The 23,968-nt window shown below is 72.4% G+C and carries 21 protein-coding genes and 1 pseudogene; 13 read left to right on the top strand and 9 right to left on the bottom strand.

Annotation, left to right across the window (positions count from 1 at the left end; translation table 11 throughout):
• Positions 1–12: 12 nt before the first annotated feature.
• The 9 genes and pseudogenes from AC2RP6_RS19485 (at position 13) to AC2RP6_RS19445 (ending at position 10,282) form a co-directional block, all read left to right on the top strand.
• The gene (locus AC2RP6_RS19485) at positions 13–807 is read left to right on the top strand and encodes an aldose epimerase family protein (RefSeq protein ID WP_486447350.1); all 795 of its coding nucleotides are present in this window, start codon (positions 13–15) and stop codon (positions 805–807) included.
• A 20-nt stretch (positions 808–827) separates the two neighbouring features.
• Entirely contained in the window at positions 828–1,367 is a 540-nt protein-coding gene (gene pyrE, locus AC2RP6_RS19480; protein ID WP_486447349.1) for an orotate phosphoribosyltransferase, read from the top strand.
• 238 nt (positions 1,368–1,605) lie between these two features.
• Positions 1,606–2,629, top strand: a pseudogene (gene fbaA, locus AC2RP6_RS19475) (class II fructose-bisphosphate aldolase).
• 222 nt (positions 2,630–2,851) lie between these two features.
• Positions 2,852–3,265, top strand: coding sequence for a DUF3151 domain-containing protein (locus AC2RP6_RS19470; RefSeq protein ID WP_486447348.1), 414 nt, complete (start codon positions 2,852–2,854; stop codon positions 3,263–3,265).
• A gap of 166 nt (positions 3,266–3,431) precedes the next feature.
• Positions 3,432–4,277: a tryptophan 2,3-dioxygenase family protein gene (locus tag AC2RP6_RS19465; protein ID WP_486447347.1), complete on the top strand. Its 846-nt coding sequence runs from the start codon at positions 3,432–3,434 to the stop codon at positions 4,275–4,277.
• On the top strand, positions 4,270–5,526 hold the full coding sequence (kynU, locus tag AC2RP6_RS19460) for a kynureninase (protein ID WP_486447346.1): 1,257 nt from the start codon (positions 4,270–4,272) through the stop codon (positions 5,524–5,526). The genes AC2RP6_RS19465 and kynU overlap by 8 nt, the downstream gene beginning before the upstream one ends.
• Positions 5,527–5,697: 171 nt before the next feature.
• A complete protein-coding gene (locus tag AC2RP6_RS19455; RefSeq protein ID WP_486447345.1) occupies positions 5,698–6,576 on the top strand; it encodes an alpha/beta hydrolase family protein in 879 nt (292 codons plus the stop codon).
• Positions 6,577–6,706: 130 nt separating this feature from the next.
• Entirely contained in the window at positions 6,707–8,392 is a 1,686-nt protein-coding gene (locus AC2RP6_RS19450; protein WP_486447344.1) for a PKD domain-containing protein, read from the top strand.
• 237 nt (positions 8,393–8,629) lie between these two features.
• Positions 8,630–10,282: a PKD domain-containing protein gene (locus AC2RP6_RS19445; RefSeq protein WP_486447343.1), complete on the top strand. Its 1,653-nt coding sequence runs from the start codon at positions 8,630–8,632 to the stop codon at positions 10,280–10,282.
• A gap of 41 nt (positions 10,283–10,323) precedes the next feature.
• Here AC2RP6_RS19445 and AC2RP6_RS19440 read toward each other — a convergent pair whose 3' ends face one another.
• From AC2RP6_RS19440 to AC2RP6_RS19430, 3 genes are all read right to left on the bottom strand, one after another.
• Positions 10,324–11,298, bottom strand: a complete 975-nt coding sequence (locus AC2RP6_RS19440; RefSeq protein ID WP_486447342.1) for an MASE1 domain-containing protein — start codon at positions 11,296–11,298, stop codon at positions 10,324–10,326.
• Between the two features lie 60 nt (positions 11,299–11,358).
• Entirely contained in the window at positions 11,359–12,231 is an 873-nt protein-coding gene (locus AC2RP6_RS19435; RefSeq protein WP_486447341.1) for a PP2C family protein-serine/threonine phosphatase, read from the bottom strand.
• Positions 12,232–12,400: 169 nt separating this feature from the next.
• Positions 12,401–13,684: an adenylosuccinate synthase gene (locus AC2RP6_RS19430; RefSeq protein WP_486447340.1), complete on the bottom strand. Its 1,284-nt coding sequence runs from the start codon at positions 13,682–13,684 to the stop codon at positions 12,401–12,403.
• A gap of 182 nt (positions 13,685–13,866) precedes the next feature.
• Here AC2RP6_RS19430 and AC2RP6_RS19425 point away from each other — a divergent pair, with 182 nt between their 5' ends.
• Together AC2RP6_RS19425 and AC2RP6_RS19420 are read left to right on the top strand one after the other, a co-directional pair.
• Positions 13,867–14,697 carry a diacylglycerol kinase family protein gene (locus tag AC2RP6_RS19425; protein WP_486450382.1) on the top strand — a complete coding sequence of 277 codons (831 nt, stop codon included), beginning with the start codon at positions 13,867–13,869 and terminating at the stop codon, positions 14,695–14,697.
• Positions 14,694–15,302, top strand: a complete 609-nt coding sequence (locus AC2RP6_RS19420) for a hypothetical protein (protein ID WP_486447339.1) — start codon at positions 14,694–14,696, stop codon at positions 15,300–15,302. Before AC2RP6_RS19425 ends, AC2RP6_RS19420 begins: the two co-directional genes overlap by 4 nt.
• A 76-nt stretch (positions 15,303–15,378) precedes the next feature.
• Here AC2RP6_RS19420 and AC2RP6_RS19415 read toward each other — a convergent pair whose 3' ends face one another.
• Positions 15,379–15,942, bottom strand: a complete 564-nt coding sequence (locus AC2RP6_RS19415; RefSeq protein WP_486447338.1) for a GbsR/MarR family transcriptional regulator — start codon at positions 15,940–15,942, stop codon at positions 15,379–15,381.
• Positions 15,943–16,014: 72 nt separating this feature from the next.
• On the opposite strand from AC2RP6_RS19415, the gene AC2RP6_RS19410 reads away from it, so the two are divergent.
• Positions 16,015–16,914, top strand: a complete 900-nt coding sequence (locus AC2RP6_RS19410) for an ABC transporter ATP-binding protein (RefSeq protein ID WP_486447337.1) — start codon at positions 16,015–16,017, stop codon at positions 16,912–16,914.
• Complete coding sequence (locus AC2RP6_RS19405; RefSeq protein ID WP_486447336.1) at positions 16,911–18,602, top strand: ABC transporter permease; 1,692 nt, start codon at positions 16,911–16,913, stop codon at positions 18,600–18,602. The genes AC2RP6_RS19410 and AC2RP6_RS19405 overlap by 4 nt, the downstream gene beginning before the upstream one ends.
• 10 nt (positions 18,603–18,612) lie before the next feature.
• Here AC2RP6_RS19405 and AC2RP6_RS19400 read toward each other — a convergent pair whose 3' ends face one another.
• From AC2RP6_RS19400 to AC2RP6_RS19380, 5 genes are all read right to left on the bottom strand, one after another.
• Positions 18,613–19,821: a cytochrome P450 gene (locus tag AC2RP6_RS19400; RefSeq protein ID WP_486447335.1), complete on the bottom strand. Its 1,209-nt coding sequence runs from the start codon at positions 19,819–19,821 to the stop codon at positions 18,613–18,615.
• A 39-nt stretch (positions 19,822–19,860) separates the two neighbouring features.
• Positions 19,861–20,520 (bottom strand): response regulator, encoded by a 660-nt coding sequence (locus tag AC2RP6_RS19395; protein ID WP_486447334.1) that lies wholly within the window; start codon positions 20,518–20,520, stop codon positions 19,861–19,863.
• Positions 20,517–21,854, bottom strand: a complete 1,338-nt coding sequence (locus AC2RP6_RS19390; protein WP_486447333.1) for a sensor histidine kinase — start codon at positions 21,852–21,854, stop codon at positions 20,517–20,519. Before AC2RP6_RS19390 ends, AC2RP6_RS19395 begins: the two co-directional genes overlap by 4 nt.
• Positions 21,855–21,942: 88 nt before the next feature.
• Entirely contained in the window at positions 21,943–22,614 is a 672-nt protein-coding gene (locus AC2RP6_RS19385; protein ID WP_486447332.1) for a response regulator, read from the bottom strand.
• Positions 22,611–23,960 (bottom strand): sensor histidine kinase, encoded by a 1,350-nt coding sequence (locus tag AC2RP6_RS19380; RefSeq protein WP_486447331.1) that lies wholly within the window; start codon positions 23,958–23,960, stop codon positions 22,611–22,613. Before AC2RP6_RS19380 ends, AC2RP6_RS19385 begins: the two co-directional genes overlap by 4 nt.
• Between the last annotated feature and the right edge of the window lie 8 nt (positions 23,961–23,968).

The raw sequence follows: 23,968 nt of genomic DNA, 5'->3' as shown, positions 1-23,968 counted from the left end.
AGGGTCGACCGCATGAGTACGCAACTGAGCGCCGGCGGCGCCGAGGTGACGGTCGACCAGGAGAACGGCTGCCGGATCAGCAGTCTGCGCATCGACGGGACGGAACTGCTGCGCCAGGGACCGCGCTACGGATCCTTTCCGATGGTCCCGTGGTGCGGCCGCATGAAGGACGGCCGGTTCCACGACGGTGCGACCGTGCACCAGATGCCCCTGGACCATCCGCCGCACGCCCTCCACGGCTTCGGCCGCGACGCGCGCTGGCGCCCGGCAGGCGCCACCGCGACCGAGGCCGCCTTCACCTACGACCTCGTCCACCCGTGGCCGACCCCCGGCCGGGTCACCCAGGTCGTCACCCTCGCCGAGGACTCGCTGACCCTCACCATGGGCGTCGAGACGTACGGGGACTCCTTCCCGGCCCAGGCCGGCTGGCACCCCTGGTTCCTGCGCAACCTCGGCGGCCAGGACGTGGAGCTCTCCTTCGACCCCGCCTGGCAGGAGGAACGCGGCGCCGACCACCTCCCCACCGGCAGGCGCATCGACCGGCGGCCCGGCCCCTGGGACGACTGCTTCGGCATGCCCGACGGAGTCGACGTCACCCTCACCTGGCCCGGCACGCTCCAGCTGCGCGTCACCAGCCGCTCCGCGTGGGTGGTCGTCTACGACGAGCAGGCCGAAGCCGTCTGCGTCGAGCCGCAGTCCGGCCCGCCGAACGGCATCAACACTGCTCCGCGCCTGGTCACCCCCGTGGACCCGCTGGAGGTCTCCACGACCTGGACCTGGCGGCGGCTCGCACGGCCCGCGACGTGACACCCCCTAAGCTCGTCGGCATGAGTGACGTACGCGATGCGCTTCTGCAGCAGATCAAGGACAAGGCCGTCGTGCACGGCAAGGTGACCCTCTCCTCCGGGCGGGAGGCCGACTACTACATCGACCTGCGCCGGATCACCCTCGACGGAGAGGCGGCCCCGCTGGTCGGCCAGGTCATGCTCGACCTCACCGCCGAGCTCGACTTCGACTGCGTCGGCGGTCTGACCCTCGGCGCCGACCCGGTGGCCACCTCGATGCTGCACGCCTCCGCCGCGCGCGGTCAGCGCCTGGACGCCTTCGTCGTCCGCAAGGCGCAGAAGGCGCACGGCATGCAGCGCCGTATCGAGGGCACCGACGTGAAGGGCAAGCGCTGCCTGGTGGTCGAGGACACCTCGACCACCGGCGGTTCCCCGCTCACCGCCGTCGAGGCCGTCCGCGAGGCCGGCGGTGAGGTCGTCGCCGTCGCCACGATCGTCGACCGCGGTGCGGCCGACGCGATCGCCGAGGCGGGCCTGCCCTACCTCACCGGCTACCGCCTCGGGGACCTCGGACTGTCCTGACCAGCCACAGCGACAACGGGGGACGAAGGTCCCCGGCCGCTCCTGAAGCCGGTCTGACCTGGCCTTTCCCAACGGCCCGGGATGTTTCACGTGAAACATCCCGGGCCGTTCGCCCACCACGTGAGACCGGTGGGCTGGACCCCTGCGCGGAGTCTGGAAAGATAGGCGCGACGATGACGTCGCCCCCAGGTCAGGGCCCGCAATAAGCACACTCCCCGCACATCCAAGGAGCGGACAGATGCCCATCGCAACCCCCGAGGTCTACAACGAGATGCTCGACCGGGCGAAGGCAGGCAAGTTCGCCTACCCGGCCATCAACGTGACGTCGTCCCAGACCCTGCACGCCGCTCTGCGGGGCTTCGCGGAGGCCGAGAGCGACGGCATCATCCAGATCTCCACCGGTGGTGCGGAGTTCCTGGGTGGCCAGCACAACAAGGACATGGTCACCGGCGCCGTCGCCCTGGCCGAGTTCGCGCACATCGTCGCCGCCAAGTACGACGTCACCGTCGCGCTGCACACGGACCACTGCCCCAAGGACAAGCTGGACGGCTACGTACGTCCGCTCCTGGACATCTCCGCCGAGCGCGTCGCCCGCGGTCTGAACCCGCTCTTCCAGTCGCACATGTGGGACGGCTCCGCCGAGACCCTGGCCGACAACCTGGCCATCGGCCAGGAGCTGCTCGCCAAGGCCGTCGCGGCGAAGATCATCCTTGAGGTCGAGATCACCCCGACCGGCGGCGAGGAGGACGGCGTCAGCCACGAGATCAACGACGAGCTGTACACCACCGTCGAGGACGCGATCCGTACCGCCGAGGCGCTGGGCCTGGGCGAGAAGGGCCGCTACCTGCTGGCCGCCTCCTTCGGCAACGTCCACGGCGTCTACAAGCCGGGCAACGTCGTCCTGCGCCCCGAGCTTCCTCAAGGACCTCCAGGCCGGTGTCGCCGAGAAGTTCGGCAAGGCCTCGCCGTTCGACTTCGTCTTCCACGGCGGGTCGGGCTCCACGGCCGAGGAGATCGCCACCGCGCTGGAGAACGGCGTCGTGAAGATGAACCTGGACACCGACACCCAGTACGCCTTCACCCGCCCGGTCGTGGACCACATGTTCAGCAACTACGCCGGTGTCCTGAAGGTCGACGGCGAGGTCGGCACCAAGTCGAAGTACGACCCCCGCACCTGGGGCAAGGCCGCCGAGGCGGGCATGGCCGCGCGCGTCGCCGAGGCGTGCGCGAACCTGCGCTCCAGCGGTACCAAGCTGAAGTAGCCGCCGCCGCGGGCAGCCGACACAGGGCCCGGCCCCGTCCCCCAGGGACGGCGCCGGGCCTTCCGCCGTCACCGGCCGTGCCGGGCCGTCCACCTTCACCGGCCCCGCCCCGGGGGCGGACCTCGCGCGACGTGTCCGGAGCGCGCCGTCGGGGTGACCGGTCGGACCCGGGGCGGACGGAGGGCGGGTTCCGCGGATCACCGCAACCGGCAGACTGGGGGCATGTCCATTCACCAGAACCTGCTCGGGGGCCCCGCCCCCACCCACCTCCCCGACGAGCCCGGCCGCGAGGCCGTCGCCGCCGGCACCCCGGCCGTCGAGGTGGCGGCCGCGCACCCCACCTCCTCCCTCGCCTGGGCGGTGCTCGCGGACGAGGCCTACGCCGCCGGCCGCACGGTGGAGTCGTACGCGTACGCCCGTACGGGCTACCACCGCGGTCTCGACGCGCTGCGCCGCGCCGGCTGGAAGGGCCACGGCCCCGTCCCGTGGGAGCACGAGCCGAACCGCGGCTTCCTGCGCGCCCTGCACGCCCTGGCCCGCGCGGCCGGAGCGATCGGCGAGAAGGAGGAGTACGAGCGCTGCACGACCTTCCTGCGCGACTCGTCCCCGACGGCCGCGGACACGCTGAGCGCCTGAGCCCGTACGGCGGGGAGTGACGCGCGGGCACGCCGTGTGGTCTGCGTCACTCCCCGCTGGAGCGTCGGCGCGACGGGGTCCTATGATGCGGGCAGGGGACCGGGGCTCCACTCACCTCACGGAAGGAGCGGACCGCTACCCGGAAGCACGTGTCGAGGAGACAGCGATGTCGAACACCCTTGATGCCTCCGGAGTCGGCGGGGACACCCCGAACCTCGACTTCGACGGCACGACCCCGTACGAGGACTACGTCCAGGCGGACGTCCTCACCCACCTCCAGCAGCTCCGCTCGGACGATCCGGGCGAGATGGTCTTCCTGGTGACGACCCAGGTCATGGAGCTGTGGTTCACGGTCATCGTCCATGAGTGGGAAACCGCGGCGAAGGCGCTGCGCGAGGACCGCATCCCGGTCGCGATGGACGCGCTGAAACGTTCCCTTCGTGAGCTGGAAGCCCTCAATTCCTCCTGGCGCCCGCTCGCCCAGCTCACCCCTGCGCAGTTCAACGCCTACCGCGGCGCCCTCGGCGAGGGTTCCGGTTTCCAGTCGGCGATGTACCGCCGGATGGAGTTCCTGCTCGGCGACAAGTCCGCCTCCATGCTCGTCCCGCACCGCGGCGCGCCCCGCGTCCACGCGGAGCTGGAGAAGGCCCTCCAGGAGCCCAGCCTCTACGACGAGGTGCTGCGCCTCCTGGCCCGCCGCGGCCTGCCGGTCCCGGAGTCCGTCCTGAACCGCGACCTGTCGCTGCGCTACGAGGCCTCCCCCGAGGTCGAGGCCGTCTGGACCGGCCTGTACGCCGCCCCGGACGAGAACCTCGACCTCCACCGCCTCGGGGAGGTCCTCACCGACGTCGCCGAGCTGGTCTGGCGCTGGCGCAACGACCACCTGGTCGCCACCCGCCGGGCGATGGGCGCGAAGACCGGCACGGGCGGCTCCGCCGGCGTGGCCTGGCTGGAGAAGCGCGCGACCAAGAACGTCTTCCCGGAGCTCTGGACGGCGCGCAGCCATGTCTGAGACCTCCACGACCTCCGCGACCTCCACGACCTCCACGACCTCTGCGACCTCATCGGACCGCGCCGCCGGGCTGCGTGACCGCGCGGCCGCCCTGGACGCCGCCGACGCGCTGGGCACGCTGCGCGAGCGCTTCACCCTGCCCGACGGAGTCGTCTACCTGGACGGCAACTCCCTCGGAGCCCTCCCGGCCGGTGTCGCCGCGACCACCGCGGACGTCGTCTCCCGGCAGTGGGGCGAGCTCCTCATCCGCTCGTGGGACGAGAGCGGCTGGTGGACCGCCCCCGAGCGAATAGGCGACAGGATCGCCCCGCTGATCGGTGCCGCCGCCGGCCAGGTGGTCGTCGGCGACTCCACCAGCGTCAACCTCTTCAAGGCCCTCGTCGGGGGCGCCCGTCTCGCGGGCCCCGGCCGGACCAGGATGCTGGTCGACGCCGCCACCTTCCCCACCGACGGCTACATCGCCGAGTCGGCGGCCCGGTTGACTGGGCTGACCGTCGTCCCGGTCGACCCCTCACGGGCGGCGGAGGCGATGGACGCGGACACCGCCGTGGTGCTCCTCAACCACGTCGACTACCGCAGCGGCCGGCTGCACGACCTGCCGGGCCTCACGGCGGCGGCCCGCGCGGCCGGAGCGGTCGTGGTGTGGGACCTCTGCCACTCCGCGGGCGCCCTGCCCGTCGGCCTCGACGCGCACGGCGTCGACCTGGCGGTCGGCTGCACGTACAAGTACCTCAACGGAGGCCCCGGCGCCCCCGCGTACCTGTACATCGCCGCCCGGCACCAGGACGCCTTCGACTCTCCGCTGCCCGGCTGGAACGGTCACGCGGACCCCTTCGCGATGACGCCGGGCTACGAGGCGGCGCGGGGCGCGACCCGCGGCCGCGTGGGTACCCCGGACATCCTGTCCATGCTGGCGCTGGAGGCGGCGCTCGACGCCTGGGACGGCGTGTCCGTCGAGGCGGTGCGCGCCAAGTCCCTCGCCCTGACCGACTTCTTCCTCGAATGCGTGGCGGCGTACGTCCCGCAGGGCCTGGTCGAACCGGTCACCCCGGCCGAGCACGTACTCCGCGGCAGCCAGGTCTCGCTGCGCACCGAGAACGCCCGTGAGGTCATGGGGGAGCTCATCTCCCGGGGCGTCATCGGCGACTTCCGGGCACCCGACGTCCTGCGCTTCGGCTTCACCCCGCTCTACGTCGGATTCGCCGACGTGGAGCGCGCGGCGCGCACGCTGGGTCACGTTTTCGGGTGACGCGGTAGCGAAACGTCACATCGCAGGGCGGACGGGGCCACGGCTCCGTCCGCCCCGTCGCATCCCGCTCCCCGCACGGAACGGCGTGTTCCAGGCTGATACGGTCCCGCTCTGCCGGAACACCGGAACATCTGTCCCCGCTGTCCCACGCGTTACCGAAAGGTTGAGCCGATGACGGACCCCGCCGCCGTGGAACGGGACGCCGCCGAGGCCGCCTCGGCCTTCGCCCATCCGGCGGTCGCCCCGGACGCGACGGCCGCGTACGGCGAACACCCCGACCACGTCGTCGACTTCTACGCCCCGCGCGGGACGAGCGACGGCCCGGTCCCGCTGGTGGTGCTGCTGCACGGCGGAGCGTGGCGGGCGCCCTACGACAGGCAACACGTGACCCCTTTCGCGGACTTCCTGGCAAGGCGCGGTTTCGCCGTGGCCAACGTCGAGTACCGGCGCGGCAGTTCCCTGCCGCACCAGCACGCCGAGGGGCCGGTCGCAGGGCGCTGGCCGGACACCTTCGACGACGTCGCCGCCGCGATGGACGCCCTCCCCCGGATCGCGGCGACCGCCCTGCCGCAGGCCGACGTCCGCCGCGTGGTCGTCACCGGCCACTCGGCGGGCGGCCACCTCGCACTGTGGGCCGCGGCCCGGCACGTGCTCCCGTACGGCTCCCCCTGGCGGCTGCCCGCGCCGCCGATGCTGCGCGGGGTGGTGGCGCTGGCGCCGATCGCGGACCTCGCGGTGGCGGAGGAGCTGGGCGTGTGCGGCGGGGCGAGCGCGCAGCTGCTGGGCGGGGCGGCCCACTGGGACGAGCGGCTCCCGTCCGCCGACCCGGCGTCCCTGCTGCCGACCGGCATCGCCACGGCCGTCGTCCAGGGCCGGGACGACATCGTGGTCCCGCAGCAGGTGGCCGAGGCGTACGTGGCGGCGGCGGCGAAGGCGGGCGAGACGGTGGGGCTGACGCTGCTCGACGGGGTCGGTCACTTCCCCCTGATCGACCCGGCGGCGGACGCCTGCGCGGTGGTCGCGGAGGAGATCGCCCAGCTGGCCTGGTAGCGGACCCCACCCCTCCGCACGCCCCCGCTGGCCAGGGCGGAAACCCATGACGGCGATCGCCGGCGCGCTGGGTACTCTGATCAAGACTTGATCAGTTCGCATTAAAGAACACACAAAAATGGGGGGGCCGGTGCGCAATCGCCGACTCGTAACGACCGCTGCCCTCGTGGCGGCGGGTCTCGGGCTCGTCCCGAGCACGGCCTCGGCCGCCGACGGGCCGACCGCGCCCGTCGTGCGGGGCCCGGCCGGGCCTGCCGGGGCAGAGGGGAAGAAGGCCGAGCGGGCTGCCGTCCAGACCTGGCACAGCCCTGCGGACCGAACCGTCCGCACCGTCCGGGGTGCTGCCGGGGGGAAGGCGGCGGCTCCGCAGGCGGCGCCCGGCGAGGGCAACCCGGACCTCGCCGTCGGCCTCGGCGGCACCAGCCACACCGCGCTCGGGCTCGACCTGAACCCCAGGATCACCAGTGCGGACGTCACCCTGGAGGTCGTCGTCGACTGGGGCGACGGCAAGACCGAGAAGCAGACCGTCAGGGGTTCGGCCGAGCCGGTCTTCTCCCACACCTATGCCGAGGTCGGCGAGTACCAGGTGGCGGTGACGGTGACCGACGCCGTCAACGGCGTCACGGCGGAGAACGGGTTCATGTACCTGACCCCGGGCTCCGACTTCACCCCGCACGCCCCGACCCGGCTGCTGGACACGCGTGACGGAACGGGCGTGAAGGCGGGCAAGGTCCCCGCCCGCGGCAGCACCCGGGTGAAGATCGCGGAGAACGCGAAGATCCCCGCCGACGTCCGGGCGGTCGTGCTCAACGTCACGGTCACCAACACCACCACCGACGGCCACGTCACGGTGTTCCCGGGCAAGGGTTCCACGCAGCCCATCACGTCGAACCTCAACTACACGGCCGGCCAGTCCGTCCCGAACCTGGTCATCGTGCCCGTCGGTACCGACGGCTACGTGGAGCTGTTCAACGGCGGCTGGGGCACGGTCGACCTGATCGCCGACGTCACGGGCTACTTCACCCGGTCCTCGTCCAGCGGCTACACCCCGATGGCTCCGGTCCGCTTCGTCGACACCCGCGCGGGCCTCGGCGCGGCCAAGGGCCAGGTCTCCTCGCGCGGCACGTTCTCCACGCAGGTCAGCGGCCTGAAGGGGGTGCCCGCGAACGCCACGGCGGTCGCGCTGAACGTGACGGTGACCGACCCGAAGCAGGCCGGTCACCTCTCGGTCTACCCGGGTGGCGACCAGCCCCCGACGGCGTCCAGCCTGAACTTCGCCGCCGGGGAGACGGTGGCCAACGCGGTCATCGTGCCGGTCGGCCCCGACGGTCGGATCAGCTTCTTCAACGGTGCCTGGGCCGGCACGGACGTCGTGGTCGACGTCGTCGGCCACTACGCCAAGGACGGCAAGGCGGCCTACCGACCCTACGGCCCGTACCGCGTGCTCGACACGCGGGATCCGAACAGCTGGTGGCCCGGCGGGCGCCTGCCGGCCCGCGGATACATCGCGAAGTGGGGCAGCCCCGAGGCCCGGGGCGGCGAGGCCTACGTGCTGAACACCACGGTGACCAACACGACCGAGGCCGGTTTCCTCTCCGTCGCGCCCAGCCCGTTCCCGTGGTTGCACAACGACCGTCCGGACGCACCCGTGCCGCCCCGTCCGGACGTCTCCACGCTGAACTGGACGGCCGGCAGGACCGTCCCCAACCTCGTTCAGGCGAGCGGCGGCGAGCACGGCATCCTCCACTTCTGGAACCAGGGCTGGAAGGACGCCGACCTGATCGTCGACGTCTTCGGGACCTACGAGGCGTACTGATCCGCCGCCCCGCGGGACACGACGGGGCCCCGTCCGATCTCACGATCGGACGGGGCCCCGCCTCCGCTCCGTCCTGCCCCGCCCCGCGTCCCGGACCCGGTCCCGTCGGACACGGTGATCAGTTCGGGACAGAAATGCGCCAACTCCACCCGATCGCCCGGGTATTGGCGATGGCCGGGCCGGAGATCTATGTACTCTGAAATCCAGACCTGAGCACGTTCAAAAATGGGGGGACCGGTGCGCAGTCGCCGTCTCGTAGTATCCGTCGCCGTCATCGCGGCCACCGTCGGTTTCGTCCCGGGCGTCGCCCGGGCCGCGGAGCCGGCCGTGCCGGGGGTGAGCGCGCCCGCCGTGGACCTGGCCAAGGCCGCGGCACCGAACCTGAGCACCTTCAAGAGCCCCGCGGAACGTTCCGTCCGCAAGGCCCTGCCCGGCGCCAAGGGCGGGGTCTCCGCCCAGCAGGCGGCCGGCAACCCGGACCTGGCCCTCGTCCTGAACGCCGCGGCCACCACGGCCCACGCGTTCGACCTGGAGACCACCGTCGTCAGCGCGGACTCCACGCTGAAGGTCACCGTCGACTGGGGCGACGGCAGCACCGACGGCATGGACGCGTACGGATCGACCGTCCTGAAGAACAGCCACACCTACGCGGAACTCGGCGAGTACACCGTCAAGGTCACCGTCACGGACCCGGCGAACCGGGCCGAGGTCGTCAACGAGTTCCAGCTCATGACCGCCGGCTCGGACTTCGTCCCGTACGCCCCGACCCGTCTGCTCGACACCCGCAACGGCACGGGCGCGGCCCAGGGCAAGGTCGCCCCGTACGGCTCGACCCGGGTGAAGGTCGGCGGCAACGGCGGGATACCGGAGGGGATCACCGCCGTCGCCCTCAACGTGACCGTCACCAACACCACCAGTGCCGGCCACGTCACGGCCTTCGCCGAGGGCACCGAGCGGCCGACCACCTCGAACGTGAACTTCGAGGCGGGCCAGACCGTCCCGAACCTGGTCATCGTGCCGGTCGGCAAGAACGGCTACGTCGAGCTGGCCAACCGGGGCGAGCAGTCGGTCGACCTGATCGCGGACGTCACCGGCTACTTCACCCGGACCGAGGCCGGCGGCTACACCCCCGTCACCCCGGTCCGCTTCGTCGACACCCGCGAGGGCCTCGGCACCAGCCGCGGCCAGGTGCCCGGCCAGAAGACCTTCGGCACCCGGATCAGCGGCCTGCGCGGCGTCCCGGAGGGCATCACGGCCGTGGCGCTCAACGTGACGGTGACCAACCCGAAGGAGGCCGGCCACCTGTCCGTCTTCCCGGGCGGCAGCAGCGCCCCGATCGCGTCCAACCTGAACTTCACCGCGGGCCAGACGGTCGCCAACGCCGTGATCGTGCCCGTCGGCCCCGACGGCACCATCAACGTCCGCAACGGTGCCTGGGCCGGCACGGACGTGATCGTCGACGTCGTCGGCTTCTACAGCCGCGACAGCAAGGCCGCCTACATGCCGATCACGTCGGTCCGGCTCCTCGACACCCGCGATCCCCGCTGGCCGCACGGTCCGATGCAGGGCCGCGGCTACATCTGGCACCCGCTGTCCGTGGGCGAGCCCGGCATCGCCGGCTTCGTGCTGAACACCACGGTCACCAACACCGCCGGCGCGGGGTTCCTGTCGGTCGCCCCGGACCCGAACACGCGGGACCAGTACCGGGACGGCAAGCAGGTCTTCCCGGAGCGTCCGACCGCCTCGACCCTGAACTGGACGGCCGGCAGGACCGTCCCGAACCTGGTCCAGGCCGGTGCCGGGAACAACGGCATCGTCGACTACTGGAACCAGGGCTGGGACAACACCGACCTCGTCGTCGACATCTTCGGCTACTACGAGAGCAACTGACCCACCGCCGAGCGCCCCGGGGGACGGCCTGCCCGGGGCGCTCAGTGCTGTTCGGGGGGTATCGGTCTGCCGCCCGGGGCCAGGTGCTCCACCAGTTCGGCGAGGTCCTCGCAGACCTGCTCGATCCGCAGCCGTACGTTGTTCTGCTCGGTGACGAGCGCGGACAGCAGCAGGCCGGTCAGGGCGGCCGCTCCGTTGAGGGCCTGGAGGTTGACCATGAGCTCCAGCAGGCCGTAGTCGACGAAGGGCCCGACGTGGTCGTTCGCCGCCGAGATCGCGAGGACCGAGATCAGCAGGGCGCACGGCGCGCTCCCGGCGAACTGGAAGCGCACGGCCGCCCAGATCAGCAGCGGGAAGACGAGGAACAGCACCGACAGGTGGCTGCGGGTGGCCACCAGGGTGACGACCACGGACGTGACCGCCAGGGCCGACACCTCGACCAGCCGGTAGTCGTCCCGGGGCAGCCGGGCCCGGCGCAGGACGAGCAGCAGCGGGGTCAGGACGAGCACCCCCATGGCGTCCCCGACCCACCAGGCCGACCACACCGGCCAGAACCCGTTCCACGGCAGATCGCCGGTGAGGACGAGGGTGCAGGTGCCGGCCGTCGCGCTGATCAGCATCGGCAGCAGACCGCCCAGGAAGACCAGCGCCAGCGCGTCCCGCAGCCGGTCCATCTCCAGGCGGAAGTCCACCCGGCGCAGCATCAGGTACGCGCACACCGGCGCGAGGGTGTTACCCGCGAGGATGCCGAGGTCGCTGAGGTCGAAATCGCTGATGCGTTCGATGGCGAGATAGGTGCCCAGGGAGATCCCGGGCCAGACGCGCGGGCCCAGCCAGAGCAGGGCGGTCAGGGCGACACCGGTGGGCAGCCACAGCGGCGTGACCTGGGCCCCGTCGACGGTCACGCTCTGGCGCAGACCGATCCGCCCCCCGAGGTAGTAGGCGACGCCGACGGCGAGGATCAGCACGAGTACTTCGGCCGGCCGCCGCCATCGTCGCCATCCCTCGGTGCGCACTACAGCATCAGACAACAGTCCGCGGGCCGGGTACGGCGTGACACGCGCTAGCGCCGGCTGCTAGCGGGTGTCATGTCGATCGGGCCCCGGGCTCGCGGGGGCGGTGCCCGGGCCGGGTGCGGCCGCGTCGTGGCTGAGGACCAGCACCGCCGCGTCGTCGGCGTGGCCCGTCGAGTCGGCCACCTTCATCACCTCGGCGGCGAGCTCGGCGGGGTCGGTGCCCGCCGCCTCCCGGACGACCTTGAGGACCCGCTCCAGCCCCACCTCCAGCGGAAACCTCGGGCCCTCGACCACGCCGTCGGTCAGCAGGACGATCGATCCCGCCTCGGTCAGCCGCCGCCGGGTCACCGCGTAGGCCGAGCCGGGGACCAGGTTCAGCGGGAGCCCGCCGTTGTCCTCGGCTATGCCGTACTGGCCGTCCACGGTCGCCCACACCGCGGGGACGTGCCCGGCCCGGGCGCTCTCCAGCTCCCAGGTGTCCGGGTCGAAGCGGAGCAGGCTGCAGGTCGCGAAGAGGTCGCGGTTCATCGAGAGCAGCACCTCATTGGCGCGGCTCAGCACCTCGCCGGGATCGACGACCACGGCCGCCACGGCCCGTAGGCAGATCCGGACCTGCCCCATGAAGGCGGCCGCGTCGACGTCGTGCCCCTGCACGTCGCCGATGCAGAAGGCGAGCGCCCCCTCCGGCAGCCGGAACCCGTCGTACCAGTCGCCGCCGATGTCCAGGCCGTGCCGGGCGGGCGAGTACCGGGCCGCGGTCCGCAGGCCGGGCAGGCAGGGCAGTGTGGTGGGCAGCATTTCGCGCTGCAGGGCCTCGGCCAGTTCCACGCGGGCCTGCTGGAGTTCCACGCCCTGCCGTGCCTGCGCGGTCAGCCGACCGAGCATGCTCAGCAGGTCGGCGCTGGCCACCCGAGGGGGACGGCGCCGGCTCATGGAAGGCTCCGACGATGGTGCATCCATCCCTGCTTCCGCCGCCCGAAAGGACGTGCCCATCATATTTCCGCCCACCCGGACCCCGCCCGCCGAGAGACGGTCCGCCGTACGCGGAAGGGGCGGCGCACCGTACGGTGCGCCGCCCCTTCCGTGGCACTGCGGGTGCCGCCTAGAGGAACGAGTTGATCTCGATCGTCTCGGTGCGGCCGGGGCCGACGCCGATCGCGGAGATCGGGGCGCCCGACATCTCCTCCAGGGCCTTGACGTAGGCCTGGGCGTTCGCCGGCAGGTCCTCGAAGGTCTTGGCCTTGGTGATGTCCTCGGACCAGCCGGGGAGGTATTCGTAGATCGGCTTCGCGTGGTGGAAGTCGGTCTGCGAGTAGGGGAGCTCCTCGACGCGCTTGCCGTCGATCTCGTACGCGACGCAGACCGGGATCTGCTCCCAACCGGTCAGCACGTCCAGCTTGGTGAGGAAGAAGTCGGTGAGGCCGTTCACGCGGGTGGCGTACCGTGCGATCGGTGCGTCGAACCAGCCGCAGCGGCGGTCACGGCCGGTGGTCACACCGCGCTCGCCGCCGATGCGGCGCAGGTCCTCGCCGTCCTGGTCGAACAGCTCGGTCGGGAACGGGCCCGCGCCGACGCGGGTCGTGTAGGCCTTGAGGATGCCGATGACGCGGCTGATCTTCGTCGGGCCGACGCCGGTACCGGTGCAGGCGCCGCCCGCGGTCGGGTTCGACGAGGTGACGAAGGGATAGGTGCCGTGGTCGACGTCGAGCAGGGTGCCCTGGCCGCCCTCGAACAGCACGACCTTGTTCTCGTCGAGCGCGTTGTTGAGGATCAGGGTGGTGTCGGCGACGTACGGCTTGATCTGCTCCGCGTACTGGAGCATCTCCTCGACGATCTGGCCGGCCTCGATCGCGCGACGGTTGTAGAGCTTCGCCAGCAGCTGGTTCTTGCCCTCCAGCGCCGCCTCGACCTTCTGGGTCAGGATCGACTCGTCGTAGAGGTCCTGGACGCGGATGCCGACGCGGTTGATCTTGTCCGCGTACGTCGGCCCGATGCCGCGGCCGGTGGTGCCGATCTTGCGCTTGCCGAGGAAGCGCTCGCCGACCTTGTCGAGGGTGACGTTGTACGGCGTGATCAGGTGCGCGTTGCCGCTGATGAGCAGCTTGGAGGTGTCGATGCCGCGCTCGTTGAGGCCGCGCAGCTCGGAGAGCAGGACGGCCGGGTCCACGACGACGCCGTTACCGATGACCGGGGTGCATCCGGGGGAGAGGATGCCGGAAGGGAGAAGGTGCAGCGCGTACTTCTGGTCGCCGACGACGACCGTGTGGCCGGCGTTGTTGCCGCCCTGGTAGCGCACTACATAGTCAACGGATCCACCGAGCAGGTCGGTGGCCTTTCCCTTGCCCTCGTCACCCCACTGAGCTCCGAGCAGCACAAGAGCGGGCACAGGCGTACACCTCTTCCGGATGGGGCATGTCCAAGGTCAGGGGGCGTACGACGATGTACGCGGGCTGAGCCGTCGGACGGGTTGCCCCGGAATAGACGAAGGCCCTGGCGCAATAGCGCAAGGGCCTCTTGCACAAAGATGCTACCCGAGGAAGGACCGAGGTGTCGGCTCCAGAGCCCGCCATGAGCGAAGCGGGCGCGCCGGTAGGCGGTCTGCTGGTGCTCGTCGACCCGGTCGCCCGCCGTCTTGACGGCGAGTCCGTGCGGATCGCGAAAGATGTGTTGTCAGCGGGCGCGGCGGCGAAGATCTGCCTCCCGGATTCGCAGGAGGAATTCGCGCGGGCGCTCGCCCGCCGGGGTCATCGGCAGCCGGTGATCGTGGGTGACGACCGGGCCCTGGCGCGGGCCGTGGGGCTGCTGCACCGGGAGCGGGGGCTGGGCGAGGGCGCGCTGGCGCTGGTGCCGGTGGGACCCGTGGGGTCGCTGGCGCTGGCGAGGTCCCTGGGCGTGCCCGAGTCGGCCGTCGCGGCGGCCCGGGCGGTGCTGGACGGCTCGGTGCGGCTGTGCGACCTGCTGGTCGACGACAGCGACGGAGTGGTGCTCGGCGCGCTGCGGATCCCGCCGCTGCGGGGGCCGGAGCGGGGCGTCCCGGGGCCGGCGGGGCCGTCGGTGTGGAGCGCGTACCGCTCGCTGGTGCGGACGCTGGTACGTCCGGTCGCGGCGGGCGGCGGGCACCACCGGCTGCGGGTGGAGGCCGACGGGGTGCTGCTGGCCGATGTGGACCAGCCCGTGGCGGACGTGTCGGTGCGCACGTGGGGCGACGGCGAACCGGCGGAGGTCGCGGTGCGCACGGGCGGCGGCTTCGGCGGTTCGACGGTGACGGCCCGGGCGAAGACGGTGACGGTGTCCGGCGCGGACTTCCGCTACCGCGCCGACGGAGCGATGGCCGGCCCGGTCCGCCGGCGTACGTGGACGCTGCGCCCCGGGGCATGGACGCTCACCCTGCCCCGGTGACGCGGCCGGCCCCGGCTGCGGCGTTGGCCGGGGTGCCGGCGGGGGCGGAGGTGCCGGCAGGGCCGGAGGTGCCGGCGGGGGCGGTGCGGGAGGCGCTGGGTGACTGGCGGCGGGACGCGCTGCTGCTCTGCCTGCTGCCGGTGTTCTGCTGGCCCGCGGTGGTCGCGGCGGTGCTCACGCGCCCGGTGGCGCTGCCGGTGCTGCTCGCCCCGGTGGTGCTCGGGGTGCGCGAGCTGTGCGCCGGGCGCCGGGTGCGGCGGGTCCTGCGGGACCCGGCGGTGCGCTGGGTCCCGTACGAGGCCGAGGTCGTACGGGTGGGGTGGCGGGCGCCGGTGCTGGTCCTCGGGGAGGGCGCGGGGGTCCTGACCCTGGGGGTGCTGGGCCGTCGGGTCCTGCCGCCGCGCCCGTGGCCCCGCAGGGCGCCGGCCACGTCCGTGCGGGGGGTGCGGCTCGCGGGTGACCCGGCGCGGGGCGGGGTCCTGTGGGTCCCGGACTCGGGCCGGCTGGGTCTGGCCCGGCCGGCGCGGTACGGCCGGCGCGGCCCGTTCCGCGGCGTCGGCCGTCGGGCACGGCGCTTGCCGACCGGCCGAGGCCGACGCCGGTGAGGCGGCCGAGGTCGAGCGCCGGTGAGGCGGCCGAGGCCGGGCGGCCGTGGGCTAGCCGATGCCGGGCGGCGGTGGGTCAGCCGAGGCCGAGCGTCGCCCGGTGGGCGCGCCAGCGGTCCATCAGGCCCAGCATCTCGCCCTGCATGAACTCGAAGAACGCCGCCGTCTCCGCGACCCGCGCTCCGGCGGGCGAATCCTCGCCGAGGCCGGCCGCGCCCTCGCGCAGGGTCTTCTCCCACTGGGTGAGGACCTGGTCGCGCCGGGTGAAGGTCTCGTACCAGAGCTCGTTGTGCAGGACGTACCGGTCCCGTCGCGAGCCCGGTTCGCGTTCGCGGCTGACCATGTTGACCTGCGTCAGGTAGGACACGGCGCCGGAGACCGCCGCCGGACTGATCCGGAGCGCCTCGCCCAGCTCCGCCGAGGTCATCGCGCCCCCGTCGCTGGCGAGCAGCTGCGCGAAGACCCGCGCGGCCATCCGCTGCATCCCGGCCTCGGTCAGCTGGGCCGCGAACCGCTCCACGAACCGGGAGACCGCTCCCTCGTCCCGTGCATCCCGTTCGTCCCGCTCGTCCCGCTCGTCCCGCCCGGTGGCCGCGTCAGCGGTCCCGTCCCCGTCCGTCGTCACCATGTCGTTCGCCACCCTCCTGACTTTACGCGATTCTTGACATTCGTAAGCTTCACAAATTTGTGAAAGCAGCGTACGTTCAGAAACATGACGAAGGCAATCAGCGTCGTCGGCCTCCGCAAGGCCTTCGGCCGCACCCGCGCACTGGACGGGCTCGACCTCTCGGTCACCACCGGCGAGGTCCACTGCTTCCTCGGCCCCAACGGCGCCGGCAAGTCCACGACCATCCGGATCCTGCTCGGCCTGCTGCGCGCCGACTCCGGCGCCGCCCAGCTCCTCGGCGGCGATCCGTGGGCCGACGCGGTCCCGCTCCACCGACGCGTCGCCTACGTGCCCGGCGACGTCACCCTGTGGCGCAACCTCTCCGGCGGTGAGGTCATCGACCTGTACGGGCGGCTGCGCGGCGGCCTCGACCGGGCGCGCCGCGCCGAGCTCGTCGAGCGGTTCGAGCTGGACCCCACCAAGAAGGGGCGTACGTACTCCAAGGGCAACCGGCAGAAGGTCGCTCTCGTCGCCGCCTTCGCCTCCGACGCCGAACTGCTCATCCTCGACGAGCCCACCTCCGGCCTCGACCCGCTGATGGAGGGGGTCTTCCAGAGCTGCGTAGCCGAGGCCCGCGCCGCCGGCCGCACCGTCCTGCTCAGCTCGCACCTCCTCAGCGAGGTCGAGTCCCTATGCGACCGCGTCAGCATCGTCCGCCAGGGCCGCACGGTGGAGACCGGCACCCTCGCCGAACTCCGCCACCTCACCCGTACGTCGATCAGCGCCGAGCTCGCCGGCCCGCCGAACGGCGTGGCGCACCTGCCGGGCGTGCACGACGTCGAGGTGCGCGGGCTGAAGGTCCGTCTCCAGGCCGACACCGACAAGCTGGACGCCGTCCTGCGCTCCCTCACCGCATCGGGCGTGCGCTCGCTGACCGCGACCCCGCCCACCCTCGAAGAACTCTTCCTGCGCCACTACACCGACGGTGAGGCGAACGCGCGATGACGCGACGACCGATGACGCGACGGCCGGCGGCGCGACGGCCGGCGGCGCGCCCGGCAGCGGCGGGGCGGCCGGCGACGGGGAGCCCCGCAGCGCCGGGGCGGCCGGGGGCAGGGCGCACCGGCGCCTTCACGGGCACCGGCGCCCTGCTGCGGCTGGCCCTGCGCCGTGACCGGGTGATGATGCCGGTCTGGGTCCTGGCCACGACGCTCCTGGTGGCGGGCATGCCCGGCTCGCTCGGCAGCGTCTACACCACCGCCGCCGAACGTGCCGAGGTCGCCGCCTCGATGAACGCCAACGGCTCCGTGCGCGCGCTGTACGGCCCGGTCTTCGGTGACACCCTCGGTGGGCTGACCGCTTGGCGCGCCGGGGTCTTCGGCGCGGTCCTCGCGGCTGTCATGAGCCTGATCATCGTGGTCCGGCACACCCGCGAGGAAGAGGAGACGGGACGTCAGGAACTGCTCTCCGCGGCAATGGTGGGCCGTCGCGCTCCGCTGACCGCCGCCGTGCTCGCCGCCCTCGTGGCCAACTCCTGCCTCGCCCTGCTCGTCGCCGGCGGACTCGCCGGGCAGGGAGCGGCGGGCGCCGTCGCGCTCGCGCTGGCCCTCGCCGGAACCGGCATGCTCTTCGCCGGCACGGCCGCCGTCGCCGCCCAGCTGACCGAGAGCGCCCGGGCCGCCAAGGGGCTCACGGCCGCCGTGCTCGGCGCGGCCTTCGTCCTGAAGTCCGCCGGTGACGCCGGAACGCCCGGCGGCCGGTCCGTCCTGACCTGGCTCTCACCGCTCGGCTGGGTGGAGAACGTCCGGGCCTTCGCCGCCGAACGCTGGTGGGTGCTCCTGCTCCTCGCCGCCGCCGTCGGGGCGCAGGTGGGCGCGGGGTACCTGCTGGCCGGGCGCCGCGACGTGGGGATGAGCTTCCTGCCGTCCCGGCCGGGACAGGCCGAGGGGCGGCTGGGTACGGCGGGCGCGCTGGCGTGGCGGCTGCAGCGCGGCTCCCTCGCGGGCTGGAGCGCGGGCTTCCTGGTCGCCGGGACGGTCTTCGGCGCGATGGCGAACGGCGCCGCGGACATCGTCGGCGGCAACGCCAGGACCCGCGAGATCATCGAGCGGATGGGCGGACAGGGCGGGCTCACCGACGCCTTCCTCGCCACCATGGCCGGGCTGTTCGGCATGGTCGCCGCCCTGTACGCGGTATCTGCGGTGCTGCGGCTGAGCGGTGAGGAGTCGGGGCAGCGGGCAGAGCCGCTGCTCGCGAACGCCGTCGGCCGGATCCGCTGGGCCGGCGGCCACCTGGCCGTGGCCTTCGGCGGTTCGGCGCTGCTGCTCCTGCTGGCGGGGCTGGGCCTCGGCCTCGGGCACGGCGGCGAGGCGGGCGCGACGGTCGTGGCCACCCTCGCCCAGCTGCCCGCGGTGTGGGTGATCGCAGCGCTGGCGGCGCTGCTGTACGGTGCGCTCCCCGCGTACACGCCGGCAGCCTGGGCGGTGGCCGGCGGGGCCCTGGCCCTGGGGTGGGTAGGTCCGGCACTGGAGCTGCCCCAAGGGGTGCTGGACCTCTCGCCCTTCGCCCACCTGCCCCGGCTCCCGGGCGCGGATCCCCTCTCCTGGGCCCCGCTGTCGGCCCTGACCGCCCTGGCGGCGGCCCTGACGGCAGCCGGCCTCGCCGCCCTGCGCCACCGCGACCTGACGGCCTAGTGTCGTTCCCCTAGAACTCCACGAGCAGGCGTTCCAGCCCGCGGATGACGTACCCGTCCCGCCACTGCGGCTCCTCCACGAGCCGCAGCGGCGGGATCCCGTCCGCCAGCAGCGCCCCGAAGGACGCCTCCAGCTCCCGCCGGGCCAGCGGCGCCCCCAGGCAGTAGTGGATCCCGGCCCCGAAGGTCAGGTGGGGGTTGTCGGCGCGTGCGAGGTCCAGCACGTCGGGGTCGTCGAAGCGCGCGGGATCCCGGTTCGCCGAGCCGAACAGCAGGGCGACCTCGGCCCCGCGGGGGATCTCGGTGTCTCCGACGCGGATGTCGTCCAGCACCCAGCGCTCGAACATCTGCAGGGGAGTGTCGTACCGCATGAGTTCATCCACAGCTGTGGACAACTTTTCGGGATCGTGGCCGTCGCGGAGCGCGGCGAGCTGAGCGGGGTTGCGGAACAGTGCCCACCACCCGTTGACGGTGGTGTTGACGGTGGCCTCGTGTCCGGCGTTCAGCAGGAGGACGCAGGTGGAGATCATTTCCTGCTCGCTGAGCCGCCCCTCCTCATCGTGGGCGGCGATCAGTCCGGAGATCAGATCCTCCCCCGGGCGGCTGCGCCGCTCGGCGATCAGCTCCCGCAGGTAGGCGCTGAAGTCGATGCCGGCCCGCACCGCACGCCGCGCCGTCTCCTCGTCCGGCCGGAGCTCGAACATTCCGCAGATGTCAGCCGACCAGGGCCGCAACAGCGGCCGGTCCGCCTCCGGCACACCCAGCAGTTCCGCGATCACGGCCACCGGTAACGGCTCGGCGACCGTGGCGAGCAGGTCACCGCCGCCGTCCGCGAGCAGCCGTCCCACCAGTTCCCCGGCCATCCGCTGCACGGCGGGCACGAGCCGCTCCACCGTCCGCGGAGTGAAGGCCTTCGCCACCAGCCTGCGCACCCGCGCGTGTGCGGGATCCTCCAGGTCGAGCAGGCCGTTGCCGTTGAGCACGTGGAACGGCTCGTGCTCCGGCGGCGGAGCCTGTTGCCCGAACTCCTCGTGGGAGAAGCGGTGGAGGTAGGTCCGCCCCAGCCGCCGGTCCCGCAACAGCGCGCTCACATCGGCGTAGTGCGGCACCAGCCACTGCCCGGTGGCCTCGCACCAGATGGCCCGCCCCTGCTCCCTCAACTCCCGGTATGCCGGGTACGGATCGGCGACGAACGCGGCATCCCACGGATCAAAGCCCATCCCCGCAGACTAAGGGCTTCCCACGGCTGACCCTCCGGATCAGGACGGTGTCACGAGACGGGTCTCGTAGGCGAACACCGCCGCCTGCGTCCGGTCCCGCAGGCCCAGCTTGACCAGGATCCGGCTCACATGGGTCTTGATCGTGGATTCCGCGACGATCAGCCGGTCGGCTATCTCCGCGTTGGACAAGCCCTGCGCGATCAGGATCAGCACCTCCGTCTCCCGCTCCGTCAGTTCACCCACCCCCGCCGGATCCGCGAGCTTGCGCGCCTCGGAGATCTTCGAGAACTCCGCGATCAGCCGCTTGGTCACCGAAGGCGCCAGCAGGGCCTCGCCGGCCGCCACCACCCGTACCCCGTCCGCCAGCTGACGGGCCGAAGCGTCCTTCAGCAGGAAGCCGGAGGCTCCCGCCCGCAGCGCCTGGTACACGTACTCGTCGAGGTCGAAGGTCGTCAGGACCAGCACCTTCGCGTCCGTGTCCGCGGCGACGATCTCCCGCGTGGCCTCCAGACCGTTCATCTGCGGCATCCGGATGTCCATCAGGACCACGTCCGGCCGCAGCGCCGCAACCCGCGCGATGGCCTCCCGGCCGTCGACCGCCTCGCCCACCACCTCGATGCCGTCCATGGCGTTCAGCAGAACGGAGAACCCCTCACGGACCATCATCTGGTCGTCGACGATCAGCACCTTGATCGTCATGCCGTCCCTTCCCGCGGCTCCTGCACCTGCTCCGCCCGGTTGCGCACCGGAATGAACACCGCGACCTCGTACCCGCCGGACTCCGTCCCCGCGGCCGTCATCTCCCCCTCCAGCATGGCCACCCGCTCCCGCATCCCGGTGATGCCGTGTCCGGCCCCCGCCGAGGGCCGCACGTCCCCGGTCGGCGCCTCGTTGACGACGCGGATCCCCAGACCGCCCAGCACGTACGAGACCTCCACCCCGGCCGCCGCGCCCGGCGCGTGCCGCAGCGTGTTGCTGAGGGCCTCCTGGATGATCCGGTACGCCGACAACTCCACGCCCTGCGGCAGCTCCCGCACCGCACCCGTGACCGTCTTCTCCACGCTCAGCCCCGCCTCGCGGACATTGGCCAGCAGCCCGTCCAGCGAGGCCAAGGTCGGCTGCGGGGCGTCCGGAGCCTCATAGTCCGCGGAGCGCACCACGCCCAGCACCCGCCGCAGCTCCGTCAGCGCCGCCACCGCGTTCTCCCGGATGGTGACGAACGCCGCCTCCAGCTCCGGAGGCGGGTTCTTCACCCGGTACGGGGCGGCCTCCGCCTGGATCGCCACCACCGACATGTGGTGCGCCACCACGTCGTGCAGCTCCCGCGCGATCGTGGTCCGCTCCTCCAGCAGCGTCCGCTTGTCCCGCTCGACGGCCGTGACCTCCTGCTGCGCGCTCACCTCCGCCCTGGCGTGCCGGCGTATCTGGATGCTGCTCGCGATCACCAGGGCGAACGCCGAGGTCACCGCCATCTCGGGCGCGTTCGACCCCCACTGGCCGTTGAACACCACGGACAGCACCGTGCCGAGGGCGAGAGTCAACGCCCACATCCAGGCCGCCACCCGCGGACCGGTCCGCAGGGTGACCAGAACCATCACCGTGATGTAGGAGACGAAGGCCCCCGGGGTCCAGGGCCAGCTGCTGTCGCCGCCGAGGGCCGCCAGCACCACCGTCATCGCGACGGCCGCCCACCACGCGCCCACCGGCCGCACCAGCGTCATCAAAATGGGAGCCGCGGCTATCAGCCCCATGATGAGCCGGCCCAGATCACCCAGGTAGCTCGACTGCCCCTCCGCCGTGAACAGCACGGCGACGAAGGCCAGCACGCCCACCGCGGCATGCTGCCGCCACGGCGCATACCGGCGTATCCCCCGGGGGAGCCATCGCGTGAAGCGTCCCGGACCGCCCGCCAAGGGCAGCGCCCGGTAGGCGAAGGCATCGGTGACGAGGTCCTGGCGCAGGGTCGCGATCACCTCCGATGCCAGTCGGAATTCAGGCGTCCGGGCTGTCCCCCCGGTGGTCGTCTCGGTCATACACACCACCGTAGGTCTGTACCGCTGTCGTCCGCGTCGCCGCTGAAGGGGATTTCCCGGGGTCCCTCTCAAGTACTACTCGGGTCCGTCAGTAGCCCGCCGGGCGGACCAGGCCGCTCTCGTACGCGAACACCGCCGCCTGCGTCCGGTCCCGCAGCCCCAGCTTCACCAGGATCCGGCTCACATGGGTCTTCACCGTCTGCTCGGCCAGGACCAGGTGCTCGGAGATCTCCGCGTTGGACAGGCCCTGGGCGATCAGCGACAGCACCTCGGTCTCCCGCTCGGTCAGCGCGTCGATCCGGGCCCGCGACGGCGCGCGCGGCGCCCCCAGCCGCGAGAACTCCGCGATCAGCCGCTTCGTGATGTTCGGCGAGAGCAGCGCCTCGCCGGCCGCCACCACCCGGACCGCCTCGGCGAGCTGATCGGCCGAGGCGTCCTTGAGCAGGAAGCCGGAGGCCCCGGCGCGCAGCGCCTCGTACACGTACTCGTCGAGGTCGAAGGTGGTCAGTACGAGCACCTTCACCGCGGCGCCGAGGTCCCGGGTGATCACGGACGTGGCCTCGATGCCTCCCATGCCGGGCATGCGGATGTCCATGAGCACCACGTCCGGGGTCAGTTCGGCGACCTTCGCGACGGCGTCCGCCCCGTCCACCGCCTGCCCCACGACCTCCATGTCGGGCTGGGCGTTGAGCAGCACGGTGAAGCCCTGCCGCACCATCATCTGGTCGTCGGCGATCATCACCTTGATCGGGGTGCTCATGGTGCCTTCTTCGTCTCGGGGCCGTCGCCGGCGGGCGGGCCGGCGGGTGGGTTCCGGGGGTCCATCGGGAGCACTGCGCTGACCTCGTACCCGCCGTCGGGCCGTGGGCCCGCGGCCAGTTCGCCCCCCAGCATGCCCGCCCGCTCCCGCATCCCCAGCAGACCGTGCCCCGCTCCCCGCGAGGGCGCGGCCGGCCGGGTGGGAGCGCTGTTGGCGACACACAGGTGCAGCTCGTGCGGCCCGTACGCGACGCCGACCTCCACCCGGGAACCGGGCGCGTGCCGCAGGCAGTTGCTGAGAGCCTCCTGCACGATCCGGTACGCGGTGAGCTCCACGCCGGGCGCCAGCGGCCGTCGGATGCCCGCGACCGCGGTGGTGACCTCCAGCCCCGCCCCGCGCACGTTGTCCACGAGGCCGTCCAGCTCGGCGAGCGTCGGCTGGGGATGCTGCGGGGCCGCGGGACCGTCGGGCTGCTCGGAGCGCAGCACGCCCAGGACGCGCCGCAACTCCGTGAGGGCCTCCAGCGCGTTCTCCCGAATGCCCGCGAGGTTCTCCTTGAGTTCGTCGGACGGGTCGTCCACGAGGTACGGGGCGACCTGTGCCTGGATGGAGATCACCGACATGTGGTGCGCGACGACGTCGTGCAGTTCACGGGCGATGCGGCTGCGCTCCTCCAGCACGGTGCGCCGGGCCCGCTCCTCCGCGGTGAGGGTCTCCTGCTCGACCAGTTCGCCGCGCGCCAGCCGCAGGGCGCGCAGCGCGTACCCGAGGAGACCGACGAAGCCGAAGAGGACGGTGACCCCCATGGAGGAGATCTGACTCCCGTCCGGACGGAAGGCCAGCTCGGCGGCCCCGGTGAGGGCGACGGAGATGCCGACGACCCATACGGTCACCCGCGGCGTCACCCGGAGGGCGACCAGCAGCAGCACGGGCGCGAACGCGAACGTCCCACCGGGCGTCCAGGGCCAGGTCTGTCCCTGCCCGACGTGATCGTGGATCATCCAGGCGATCCAGCCGGCGGCGAGCAGCGCGAGCCACCAGGCGGCGATCGGGCGGAACATCGCCAGCCAGACGGACAAGGCCGTCAACAGGGCGACGGCCAGCGGCGGGCCGCCCTTGACGTGGTAGTGGTCCATGAGCTGCTCGGTGGTGAGGAATCCGAAGAACACCGCGGCGTAGGCGACCAGTACGTGCGGCAGCCGGGCCAGCCACCGCGGCCGGCCCATCCGGGGCAGCGGATCGCGCCGCAGCGTGAACAGGTCCAGGGCCGACGACAGCCACGGACCTGACCCTTCGGCCGGCGCGGGGTTCCTCGGCCCGGCCGTCGGCACACGTCGATCGTTCACGTCGGTCA

It is taken from the genome of Streptomyces sp. WAC03905 (assembly GCF_057371075.1).
Note: the sequence above shows the minus strand (reverse complement) of the source record. Positions and strands in the feature narration are given on the sequence as shown.

Bases quoted from the DNA above. Each gene is read 5' to 3' on its own strand.
- AC2RP6_RS19485 (WP_486447350.1), top strand. From the start codon at position 13: ATGAGTACGCAACTGAGCGCCGGCGGCGCCGAGGTGACGGTCGACCAG.
- pyrE (WP_486447349.1), top strand. From the start codon at position 828: ATGAGTGACGTACGCGATGCGCTTCTGCAGCAGATCAAGGACAAGGCC.
- AC2RP6_RS19470 (WP_486447348.1), top strand. From the start codon at position 2,852: ATGTCCATTCACCAGAACCTGCTCGGGGGCCCCGCCCCCACCCACCTC.
- AC2RP6_RS19465 (WP_486447347.1), top strand. From the start codon at position 3,432: ATGTCGAACACCCTTGATGCCTCCGGAGTCGGCGGGGACACCCCGAAC.
- kynU (WP_486447346.1), top strand. From the start codon at position 4,270: ATGTCTGAGACCTCCACGACCTCCGCGACCTCCACGACCTCCACGACC.
- AC2RP6_RS19455 (WP_486447345.1), top strand. From the start codon at position 5,698: ATGACGGACCCCGCCGCCGTGGAACGGGACGCCGCCGAGGCCGCCTCG.
- AC2RP6_RS19435 (WP_486447341.1), bottom strand. From the start codon at position 12,231: ATGAGCCGGCGCCGTCCCCCTCGGGTGGCCAGCGCCGACCTGCTGAGC.
- AC2RP6_RS19425 (WP_486450382.1), top strand. From the start codon at position 13,867: ATGAGCGAAGCGGGCGCGCCGGTAGGCGGTCTGCTGGTGCTCGTCGAC.
- AC2RP6_RS19410 (WP_486447337.1), top strand. From the start codon at position 16,015: ATGACGAAGGCAATCAGCGTCGTCGGCCTCCGCAAGGCCTTCGGCCGC.
- AC2RP6_RS19405 (WP_486447336.1), top strand. From the start codon at position 16,911: ATGACGCGACGACCGATGACGCGACGGCCGGCGGCGCGACGGCCGGCG.
- AC2RP6_RS19400 (WP_486447335.1), bottom strand. From the start codon at position 19,821: ATGGGCTTTGATCCGTGGGATGCCGCGTTCGTCGCCGATCCGTACCCG.
- AC2RP6_RS19395 (WP_486447334.1), bottom strand. From the start codon at position 20,520: ATGACGATCAAGGTGCTGATCGTCGACGACCAGATGATGGTCCGTGAG.
- AC2RP6_RS19390 (WP_486447333.1), bottom strand. From the start codon at position 21,854: ATGACCGAGACGACCACCGGGGGGACAGCCCGGACGCCTGAATTCCGA.
- AC2RP6_RS19385 (WP_486447332.1), bottom strand. From the start codon at position 22,614: ATGAGCACCCCGATCAAGGTGATGATCGCCGACGACCAGATGATGGTG.